The organism is Streptomyces sp. NPDC012510 (genome assembly GCF_042955065.1).
GTDB lineage: Bacteria > Actinomycetota > Actinomycetes > Streptomycetales > Streptomycetaceae > Streptomyces.
Genome location: NZ_JBIBEN010000049.1, coordinates 1 through 10913 on the forward strand (window position 1 = coordinate 1; position 10913 = coordinate 10913).

Sequence of the window (10913 nt, forward strand, 5' to 3'; positions counted from 1 at the left end):
GCAGCGGCAGCGGTTCGCAGGAGGTGACCAGTTCCCGCAGGGGATGGCGGGTGAGGACCTCGTCGACCTCCGGCGCCAACGCCGCCGCCAACCGGGAGGACGGGGGGCGTGTGCTGTCCCGCAGCGCGTCCACCGCGGCGAGGAGGGTGCCCCGCCCGCTCTTGCCCTCGGGGATCTCGGCGGCGGCGCGTTCGTGGAGACACGCGCCCTCCTCCAGGACCAGTTCGGTGTCGATGCCGGCCGGAATCTTGATCCGGGCGTGGTGCCGCCAGGTGGTGACCGGGTCGCCCCAGCCCTCGACGGCGTAGGACCACAGGCCCTCGCTCGGTACGGAGACGGTGGCGCCCCAGCGGTCCGTGCCGGGGGCCAGTTCGCGCATGGGCGTCCAGCCGGCCGGGTGGCCCTCCGGATCCCTGAGCACCACATTGGCGGCGACCGCGTCGTGGCCCTCACGGATGACGACGGCCGAGATCTCGAAGGCCTCGCCCACGACGGCCTTCGCCGGGCGGCGGCCGTGGTGGACGGTCGGCCGTACGTCGAGAACCGGTATCCGTCCGATGGTGGGGGCGCCTGGAGCACCCGCGGGCTGCGCGGGCGGCGCGGGAGGATCGGTGTGCGCCCGGCGCGCGGGGCGTGCGCTGGGGCTGTCGGGTGTGGCGGTGGTGCTACTTGTCGTCGGGGGTGGTGACGAGTGGTGCGTGGCGGGCATGACCGCTCCTGTCCGCGTCAACGTGGGTGGGCGGATGAGGGTGTGGGGAGGTGGGGCCAGCGGGACGTACCGGTGGAGCCTTCCCACTCAGTGCGGGTGGGCATTCCGGCACTTTGTTAACTACTCACGCGTATGTCTACACACAAGACCGGCCTCGTCCGAAGGGGGCGAGGCCGGTCACTGTAGTCGCTCCGGGTAAAGGGCCGTTCACCTGTGGTGTTACGGGTTGCTACGGGTTGTCGACGTGCAGAAGCCTGTTCGGAGAGCCCGGATATGTGTCCTTGACCTTGCCCGAAACCGCTCGCTCCGTCAGTGCCTCGCCCACCTGCGCCGGTGTGGACCGTGGATGGTCGGCCAGATACAGGGCGGCCGCACCCGCAGCGTGCGGGGAGGCCATGGACGTACCGGAGTGGGTCGCCCTGCCGGTGTCGCTCCTGTGCGAAGCGGAGGTGATGGACACGCCGGGCGCGAACAGGTCAAGGCTCGGGCCCCAGTTCGAGAAGGAGGCGCGGACGTCCTTCTTGTCGGTGGCGCCGACGGTGATCGCCTGCTTGACGCGGGCGGGCGAGTAGAGGCCCGCGGCGACGCCGTCGTTGCCCGCTGCGACCGTGTAGGTGACGCCGGACGCTATGGAGTTGCGTACGGCCGCGTCGAGTTGGGCGTTGCCGAAGCCGCCCAGGCTCATGTTGGCCACGGCCGGCTTCCTCGCGTGCTTGGTCACCCAGTCGATCCCGGCGATGACCTGGCCGGTCGTCCCCGCGCCCTCGTCGTCGAGGACGCGGACGGCGACGACCCTGGCCTTCTTGGCGACGCCGTGGGTGGTGCCGGCGACAGTGCCCGCGACATGGGTGCCGTGCCCGTTGCCGTCCTGCGCGGTCCTGTCGTTCTGGACGAAGTCCCAGCCGTGACTGGCCCGTCCGCCGAAGTCCTTGTGCGTGATCCGTATGCCGGTGTCGATCACGTACACGGTGGTCCCCTTGCCTGCCGACTCAGGCCAGGTATAGCTCTTGTCGAGCGGCAGGTTCGACTGGTCCACGCGGTCCAGGCCCCACGAGGGTGGGTCGGGTTGCCGGTGGTCGTAGGTGACCTGCGTGTCCTGGACGACCGACGCCACGCGGTGGTCCGCCGCGAGACGCCTGGCCTGTTTCTCGTCCACCCGCACGGAGTATCCGTTCAGGGCGGTGCTGTAGGTGTGGCGTATTTTCGCCCCGTACCGCTCCGCCACGTCCTCCCCGGCCTTCGACGGGGCTTCGGTGCCCGCCTTGAGGGTCACTATGTAACTGCCGCTGACGGAACCGGCCTTCCCGGCTCCGAGGACGGGTCCCTCCGGAGCGGCGTGCGCGGGCAGGGTGATGGCTGAAAGCATCGCGGCCGTCATGACCGCGATGATCCCTCCCGCCCGGCGTTTCGTTCGCTTGTCTCTCGCCTTGGCCAGGTGGTGCATGTGTGTGAACCCCCTCCTTGACGCGACGCACCCACCCCGGAGTTCGCCCGGAGCCGGAGCCGGAGCCGGAGCCGGAGCCGCAGCCGGAACCGGAGCCGGACCGAGCCGGACCGAGCCGGACCGGAGCCGGAGCCGGACCGGAGCCGGACCGAGCCGGACCGGAGCCGGACCGAGCCGGACGGGAGCCGGACCGGAGCCGGAAGCCGGTGCGCGGCGGCGGGCTGCCGGGGTTCGCCGGATGTGGCCGGGGTCGGCCGGTACGCCACTCGGCAGCCTCTCGTGCGGTGCGAAGCGCCACAAGGGCGCGCAGAGGGGTGGAATCGGCCAAATCGCCCGTGTGGTGGGTGTGAAGTCACGTGAAGCTTGGTGTCGGGTTGCGGCGAATTCAGGACGGAACGGGCGGGGATGGACTGCCTTGCCGGGCGGCCGGGGTACGGATGCGCCGTAATCGCATACCGGGGGACGCGCCGTGGTTGCCGGACGCCCGCGCCGCTACCGTCGAGGGTGACGAACGGCGCACAGCGGAGTGCGTCCCCCGGCCCGTACGTCCTGGCGTGAAGGTGGAATTGTCTGTGAAGGCCATCCGCAGATTCACCGTCCGACCCGTCCTGCCCGAAGCCCTGCATCCACTCAGCGAGCTGGCGCGCAATCTGCGCTATTCCTGGCACGCGGAGACCCGTGACCTGTTCCAGTCGGTCGATCCCGAGCGCTGGGCCGCGTGCGGCGGCGACCCCGTACGCCTCCTGGGCTCCGTCTCCACCCGGCGCCTTGCCGAACTCGCCGAGGACCGGCGCTTCCTGCGCCGACTGACCGCCGTCGCCGACGACCTGCGGGACTACGTCTCCGGAGACCGCTGGTACCAGGAGCAGGCACAGGTCTCCGAACTCCCGGCCGCGGTCGCCTACTTCTCACCCGAGTTCGGCATCACGGCCGCGCTGCCCCAGTATTCCGGAGGTCTCGGCATTCTCGCCGGCGACCATCTCAAGGCGGCCAGCGACCTGGGCGTTCCGCTGATCGGGGTCGGTCTGCTCTACCGGCACGGCTACTTCCGGCAGTCGCTGTCCCGGGACGGCTGGCAGCAGGAGCACTACCCGGTGCTCGACCCGAACGAGCTGCCGCTGGTCCCGCTCCACGAGGCCGACGGCACCCCGGCCCAGGTCGGCCTCGCGCTGCCCGGCGGCCGTGTGCTGCACGCCCGGATCTGGCAGGCCCAGGTGGGCCGCGTCCCGCTGCTCCTCCTCGACTCGGACGTCGAGGAGAACGACCTCGGCGAACGCGGGGTGACCGACCGGCTCTACGGCGGCGGCAGCGAACACCGCCTACTGCAGGAAATGCTGCTCGGCATAGGAGGAGTGCGGGCCGTACGCCTGTACTGCCGCCTGACCGGGCACCCCGAACCGGAGGTCTTCCACACCAACGAGGGCCACGCCGGCTTCCTGGGCCTGGAACGCATCGCCGAACTCGGCGATCAGGGGCTCGATTTCGACGCCGGTCTGGAGGCGGTCCGCTCCGGCACGGTCTTCACCACCCACACCCCCGTCCCCGCCGGCATCGACCGCTTCGACCGTGAACTGGTCGCCCGCCACTTCGGCCCCGACGCCGAACTCCCGCGCATCGACGTGGGGCGCATCCTGGGCCTGGGCATGGAGACCTACCCGGGCGGCGACCCGAACGTCTTCAACATGGCCGTGATGGGGCTGCGGCTGGCGCAACGGGCGAACGGCGTGTCGCTGCTGCACGGCCAGGTCAGCCGGGAGATGTTCTCGGGCCTGTGGCCGGGCTTCGACCCGGACGAGGTGCCGATCACCTCCGTCACCAACGGCGTGCACGCCCCGACCTGGGTGGCCCCCGAGGTCTTCCGCCTCGGCGCCCGCCAGATCGGTGCGGAGCGCACCGAGGACGCGCTGACGGTCGGCGGCGACTCGGACCGCTGGGACGCCGTCGCCGACATCCCCGACCAGGACATCTGGGACCTGCGCCGGGACCTTCGTGAGCAACTGGTCACGGAGGTACGGGAACGCCTCCACGCCTCCTGGCGGCAGCGTGGCGCGGGCACGGCCGAACTGGGCTGGATCGACGGTGTCCTGGACCCGGACGTCCTGACGATCGGCTTCGCGCGCCGGGTCCCCTCCTACAAGCGCCTGACCCTGATGCTCCGCGACCAGGACCGCCTGATGGACCTGCTGCTCCACCCGGAGCGCCCGATCCAGATCGTGGTCGCGGGCAAGGCACACCCGGCGGACGACGGCGGCAAGCGCCTGATCCAGGAACTGGTCCGCTTCGCCGACGACCCACGCGTACGTCACCGGATCGTGTTCCTCCCTGACTACGGCATGGCGATGGCGCAGAAGCTGTACCCGGGATGCGACGTGTGGCTCAACAACCCCCTGCGCCCGCTGGAGGCGTGCGGGACGTCGGGCATGAAGGCGGCGCTGAACGGCTGTCTGAACCTGTCCGTCCTGGACGGCTGGTGGGACGAATGGTTCCGGCCGGACTTCGGCTGGGCGATCCCGACGGCCGACGGCACGGCGACGGACGAGGACCAGGACCGCCGGGACGACGTGGAGGCGACGGCCCTCTACGACCTGCTGGAACAGCGAGTGGCACCCCGCTTCTACGAACGCGGCCAGGGCGGCCTGCCCGACCGTTGGATCGAGATGGTCCGCGAGACACTCACACATCTGGGGCCGAAGGTGCTGGCGGGGCGGATGGTCCGGGAGTACGTCGACCGCCTGTACACCCCGGCCGCCCGCGCCCACCGGTCGCTGACCCCGGACACGGCCCGCGAGCTGTCCGCGTGGAAGGCACGGGTGCGGGGTGCCTGGCACCGCGTCAGGGTCGACCATGTGGAGACCTCGGCGTCCCCGTCCAGCTCGGCGGCGGAACTCGGCGGGACGCTCGTGCTCCGCGTGCGGGTGGGCCTTGGTGACCTCGCCCCGGACGACGTCGAGGTCCAGGCGGTCTCCGGCCGCGTGGACACCGAGGACCGCATCACGGACGCGACGGCCGCCCCGCTGAAGCCGACCTCCGGCCCCGACGAGGAGGGCCGCTGGGTCTACGAGGGCCCGCTCTCCCTGAACCGCACAGGCGCCTTCGGCTACACGGTCCGCATCCTCCCGGCCCACCGCCTGCTCGCCTCCTCGGCCGAGTTGGGGCTGGTTGCGGTGCCTTCGGAGGAGATGGGGGAGGGAGCGGGGGTGTTGATGCGGTGACGTGAAGCCTTCCGGAAGGGGCGCCCTGTACAGGCCATCCCTGTACAGGCCATCCCTGTACAGGGCATCCCTGTACAGGGCGACGCTTTCTGTCACGTCGCACGCCCTGGGACCCTCGCGTACGACCCATCACCATCGGTAACGCCGGGTTGCGCCAGGCGACTTGCTGATTGGCGTGATCTGGCCGCCCATCCGACGGCCGCCTGTGCGGCGATAGTTGAAGTTGATGTGGTCGACGGGGTGGAGTGCGGTCTCGCCCAGGCGTAGGTATTTGCTCAAGCGGTCGCTGAAGAATGGCGCGTTCTGTGCGTTCAACCTCACCCCTGTGTACGAAGCGTGACTGCAAACGGAGTTCCCGCCTCCTTTGGTGCGATGAGCGCGGCGGGCGGTCCTCCCAGTTCAGAGGCCACCCGACGATCATCTTTGTGATGCAGTTCACATTGACGCGGGGAGCTGAGGCGGCGTTAGGTAGCGGAACCTTTGAAGGTTCTGTGACTTCTGTGACTACGGGGTGGGGTCGTGGGGTTGAGGCGGGGGCATCGCCATGTTCAGATGCGAAGAAGTCGTTCGCGTCGGGTGATCAGTGGGATCTCGGCGGCTGCGACACTGCTGTCGCTGTTGCCTGTTGTGTCTGTGGCGGCCGCCGGCGATGCGCTGGCCGACACCCCGAAAGCGCCGCTGACCGAGCAGTCGGCCTCGGAGCGGGCGGTGGCAACCGGTGAACCGGTCGAAGTGCCGTCCGAGCGGACCGAGTACACGACGACCGTGGCGAACCCCGACGGAACCTTCGCCCTCACCCAGTCGACGCAACCGCAGCGCGCACGGGCCGAGGACGGCACGTGGCGAGACGTCGACGTCACGCTGGAGGAACGTTCCGACGGGACGGTCGGACCGAAGGCTGCCGTGGTCGACATGGCCTTCTCGGGTGGCGGCGAGGGATCCGGGCTGCTGCGCCTCGGTCGTGACGGCCAGGAGCTCAGGATGGGCTGGCCCACCTCGCTCCCCGCGCCCACGCTGGACGGCGCCACGGCGACGTACGCGAACGTGCCGGTCAAGGGCGTGGATCTGCAGATGACGGCGACGGCCGAGGGGTACCGCGAGGTGCTCGTGGTCCGGTCCGCTGAAGCCGCTGCCAGTCCTGAGCTGGAGCACATCAGCCTCACGGCCACCGGGTCCGGCCTGAGTGTCGTCCCCGGCGAGGGCGGCGGGTTGAGGGCTGTCGACGCCGATGGCAACGCGGTGTTCCGAGGGCCCGCGGGACAGATGTGGGACTCGGCGGGAGACGATCCGGAGGCCGGACCGCAGACCCAACTCCTGTCCAGGGCCGTAGCTGAGGAGTCCGGGACGGAAACCGCTCCCGAGGACACCTCCCACCCCGGGGAGGGGGACGCCACGGCGGAACTGCCGGTCGCCGTGGGAGACGGCACCGTCTCGGTGAAGCCGGACCTGAAGTTGCTCCGGGGCGAGGAGACGGTCTACCCGGTCTTCATCGACCCGCCCGTGGGGCTGGGCGTGTCCGAGTGGACGAAGCTGTCGTCGGACGGCGACAAGTTCTGGAAGTTCACCGAGCCCAAGGGGGTCGGCCGGTGCGGTGTCGCGGACGGCTATGCCTGCGGCCCCGGCTACACGGACCGCATGTACTTCGAGTTCGGCCCCGGCAAGCTCGCCGGCAAGCACGTGCTGGACGCGACGTTCCGGGCCAAGGAGACCTGGTCGTTCAACTGCACTCCGTACTGGGTGGACCTGGAGCGTACGGACAACATCTCGGAAGGCACTCGCTGGCCCGGCCCCAAGCAACTCGACCAGATGGGCGACAGGTACGTCTCGGCGGGGCGGGGCGATCTGTGCAGCCCTGAGCAGCCGAACGCGTGGGTCGAGTTCAACGACAACCCCGCTGAGGCGGACGAGAATCTCACCTCGACCGTGAGGGCCTTCGCCGCGGGCAAGTTCCCCCGGCTGACGCTGATGCTGCGGGCCAAGGACGAGACCGAGCCGCGCGCCTGGAAGCGGTTCGACAACAATGCCGAGCTCAAAGTCTGGTACGTGCACAAGCCGGGGGTGCCCACCACCGTGGGCGCGGTTCCCGGAACCGGCAACAGCACCGGGCCGTGCCGCCCCTTGTCGGATCCGTTGACGGTGACCGTGCTGACGCCGAGCCTGCACGCGCGCGTGCAGACCCTGGTGCAGCCGGGTGCGGACGAGACGACGCCCGCCCTGCAGGCAGAGTTCGTCATGCAGCGCTCCAGCAACGACACCGCCAAGGGCACGTGGTCGCAGGTGTGGAGCGGATACCGGCCGGACGGCGGATGGGCCACGGACGGAAAGCTCCTGTCGATCACCACGACCAACCGGTCGGACGGAGGTCTGTACCGGTTCCGGGCCCGCACCCAGTCCCACTGGAGTTACGACGGGAGGTCCGGCGACTTGTTCTCGCCGTACTCCTCCTGGTGCTATCTGCGGATCGACTCGACCGCGCCCAAGGCTCCGACCATCGTGTCCGGGCAGCCGTACACCGAGTGCACGGTCGATGACTGTGCTCCCCACGGTGCTCCCGGAGTGGCGGGTACGTTCACTTTCCGGCCGAACGCCGCCGACAACGATGTAAAGGCCTACCGCTGGCGGTTCCTCTCCATGGGTGCGAGCGCCACCAAGCAGGTCAATGCCGCGACGACCAACGCGCCGGTAACGCGGAAGGACATCACCCCCGGCCTGTCCGGTACTCAGACCCTCTCGGTGGAAGCCAGCGACCTCAAGCTGGACAAGGACGGGCGCGTGCGCTGGGGACCACCGGCGGAGTTCGTACTCAAGGTGGGACTGCCGGCAGGCCCGACGGGCCGCTGGCGCTTCGACGACGGCACGCCGGAATCGGACGCGACTGATGCCCAGGACACCGGCGAGGTCGGAACACGCCACAAGGCCGTGCTGCGTGACACGGCCGGCACCGGTTGGTCGACGATGGCACGCCGTGGCGCCGGTGACTACTCGCTCTGGCTCAACGACAGCACGGACCCGGCCAAGCAGACCGGCTACGCGTCGACCGACGGACCCGCCGTCAACACCCAGGACTCCTTCACCCTGTCGGCGTGGACGTACCTCACGGACGCCTCCGCGAACAGGACCGTGCTGTCCGCACCCGGCGACCGAGGATCGGCGTTCACGCTCTACTACTCGTCCACGTACAAGAAGTGGGTGTTCAACCGGACCGACCAGGACAAGGACAGCCCCGTCTACATCCGCTCGGTGGCCGATCAGGCCAATCCTCCGCTGCGGGTATGGACCCACCTGGCCGCGGTCTTCGATGCGAAGAAGGACGCCGACAAGACCAACGACACGATCCAGCTGTACGTCAACGGAAAGCCGCAGGGCGATCCGGTTGTGCTGTCCCACTCCGCGTCGACGTACACGCCCTGGGCGGCGGACCGGAACCTGATGTTCGGGGTCTCGAAGGTGGGCGGGGCGTACGGCGAGTACTTCCGTGGACGGGTGGACGAGGTCGCGGTGTGGCAGTACGCCCTGGCCGACGACGAGATCCGCGTGGAACAGGAACTGAGGAAGGCCGGGCTGCCGACCAACGAACTCGTCGCCCACTGGGACGCCACCATCTCGTCCGGTACGAAGGTCCCGGAGAGCCCGGAGGACCCCGACAACCCGGCCAGCACCTCGTTCCCGTACCAACGCGGTGGGCTGCCCCTGGCCGGCGACGCCGAGCTGGCCGGTGAGGATGCCACGGCACTCGTGCTCAACGGAACTTCCGCATACGCGTCGAGGCCGGGCCCCGTGATCGACGAGACCGGATCCTTCACAGTGTCCGCACGCGTACGGCTCAACCGGGCACTGCTGGATTCGAAGCCAGACGGTTACCGAGGAATCGTCGCGGCACAGGCGACCCTGGCGGGCAAGGAGTCCTCCTGGGCCCTGTGGGTCGAGAAGGCCGCGGACGGCGCCTACCAGTGGAAGTTCGGTCGGACGGCAGTTGACTCAACCGGAAAGGCGGTCGACAGCGCCGTCTCCGTGGCCCAGGAGCTGATCGGCGAAAACGAGTTCGGCACATGGGTCGATGTCACCGGAGTCTTCGATGCCGTGAAGCCCTTCAGCGCCTCTGACGGGACAGAGGGTTTCGGGGTGGCCCAGCTGTACGTCGGTCAATTCCCCCAGCAGAGCGAGGAAGACGACGGGCTGGAAACCGCTCAGCAGGGTTCGGGCACACTCTCGGTCGGTCGGGGCTCGGCGGGCGGCACCACCGGCCACTACCTGCCGGGGGACTTGGCGAAGTTCCGTGTGTGGTCCGGTGCCATGCCGAAGGAACGGGTGCAGAGCCAGATTGCCGAGCCGTCCATGTAGTTCGCGCGGGCACGCCCAGCGGGCTTCCCTGCTCTCTCTTCCATCGACCTTCAACGGTGCGCGGCCGTTTCAGCTGAGCTGCCGCCGCAAGGAGACTTGTCATGACCCAGTTCGGCCCAGGCTCGTCCGGAGCGGGGACAGCCACCTCTGGCAGACGTGTCTGGACGAGGCGCATCGCCTCGGTGGTGGGTTTCGCGATGCTGCCCGGCCTGCTGACACCGGTTGTGTTCGCGGCTGAAGCGGACCCGCTGGGCAGGCCCGATCTGGAAGCGCCGAAGGCGACCAAGGTCTCCCCCTGGACGGTGAAGACGAACAAGAAGGTCGCGGAGCTCGCCGAGAAGACCGAGGTCGCCAACCGCGCTGCGGTGAAGCGCGCCGGTCAGGACCGCGCGCGAAAGGTCACCTGGCCTGTCGGCGGCTCGGCGACACTCTCGCTGGAAGGATCGGGCAAGGCCCAGGGCACCCCTGGTTCGCTGCCCGTCACGCTTACGGAACCGAAGGCGACCAAGGCCGAGAAGAAACCGCGCAGCGCGGGCTCCGTCAAGGTTGAGGTTCTCGACCAGAAGACCGCGAACAAGCTCGGTATCAAGGGGGTCGTACTCAAGGTCACCGCCCCGAAGACGGGCGGAAGGGCTCAACTCGGTTTTGATTACTCGGCGTTCGCCTCGGCCTACGGAGGTGACTGGGCCGGTCGGCTGAACCTGCTGAAGTTCCCGGCGTGCCTGCTCAGCGACAGCGACACCGGGAAATGTCGTGCTCCCAAGCCTCTGGCCTCGGTCAACGACCGTGCGGAGGAGCACCTTTCGTCGACGCTGACCTTCAAACCCGCTGCTTCCCGCGCCGAGACGATGGTCCTCGCTCTGGCCGCCGGCACGCAGTCCGGCGGCGGCGACTACAAGGCGACGCCGCTGTCCTCCTCCTCGACCTGGGAGGCGGGCGGTTCGTCCGGCACGTTCACCTGGTCCTATCCCCTGCGCACGCCACCGGCCGCATCCGGGCCGGCCCCCGGTCTGTCGATCTCCTACGACTCCGGTGCCGTAGACGGCCGTACCGCCAACACCAACAACCAGAGCAGCCAGGTCGGCGAGGGCTTCGACCTGACCTCCTCCTACGTCGAGCGCAAGTACGGCTCCTGTGACGACGACGGGCAGGACGACAAGTTCGACCTGTGCTGGAAGTACGAGAACGCATCTCTCGTTTTGAACGG

Annotated in this window: 4 protein-coding genes and 1 pseudogene; 3 read left to right on the forward strand and 2 right to left on the reverse strand. The window is 69.2% G+C overall.

Annotated elements, in window-relative coordinates:
• Both ACFY9I_RS41790 and ACFY9I_RS41795 read right to left on the reverse strand, forming a co-directional pair.
• The coding region (locus tag ACFY9I_RS41790; RefSeq protein WP_391012589.1) for a maltotransferase domain-containing protein at positions 1–709 on the reverse strand (709 nt) is incomplete at its 3' end.
• A 229-nt stretch (positions 710–938) separates the two neighbouring features.
• The gene (locus ACFY9I_RS41795; protein ID WP_391012592.1) at positions 939–2087 is read right to left on the reverse strand and encodes a S8 family serine peptidase; all 1149 of its coding nucleotides are present in this window, start codon (positions 2085–2087) and stop codon (positions 939–941) included.
• A 638-nt stretch (positions 2088–2725) separates the two neighbouring features.
• Between ACFY9I_RS41795 and ACFY9I_RS41800 the strand changes: the two genes are divergently transcribed.
• The 3 genes and pseudogenes from ACFY9I_RS41800 to ACFY9I_RS41810 all read left to right on the forward strand — a co-directional run.
• Positions 2726–5365: an alpha-glucan family phosphorylase gene (locus ACFY9I_RS41800; RefSeq protein ID WP_391012597.1), complete on the forward strand. Its 2640-nt coding sequence runs from the start codon at positions 2726–2728 to the stop codon at positions 5363–5365.
• Between the two features lie 552 nt (positions 5366–5917).
• Positions 5918–9706, forward strand: a complete 3789-nt coding sequence (locus tag ACFY9I_RS41805) for a LamG-like jellyroll fold domain-containing protein (RefSeq protein WP_391012594.1) — start codon at positions 5918–5920, stop codon at positions 9704–9706.
• 101 nt (positions 9707–9807) lie between these two features.
• Positions 9808–10913 (forward strand): annotated as a pseudogene (locus ACFY9I_RS41810) (RHS repeat-associated core domain-containing protein); the annotation flags it as partial.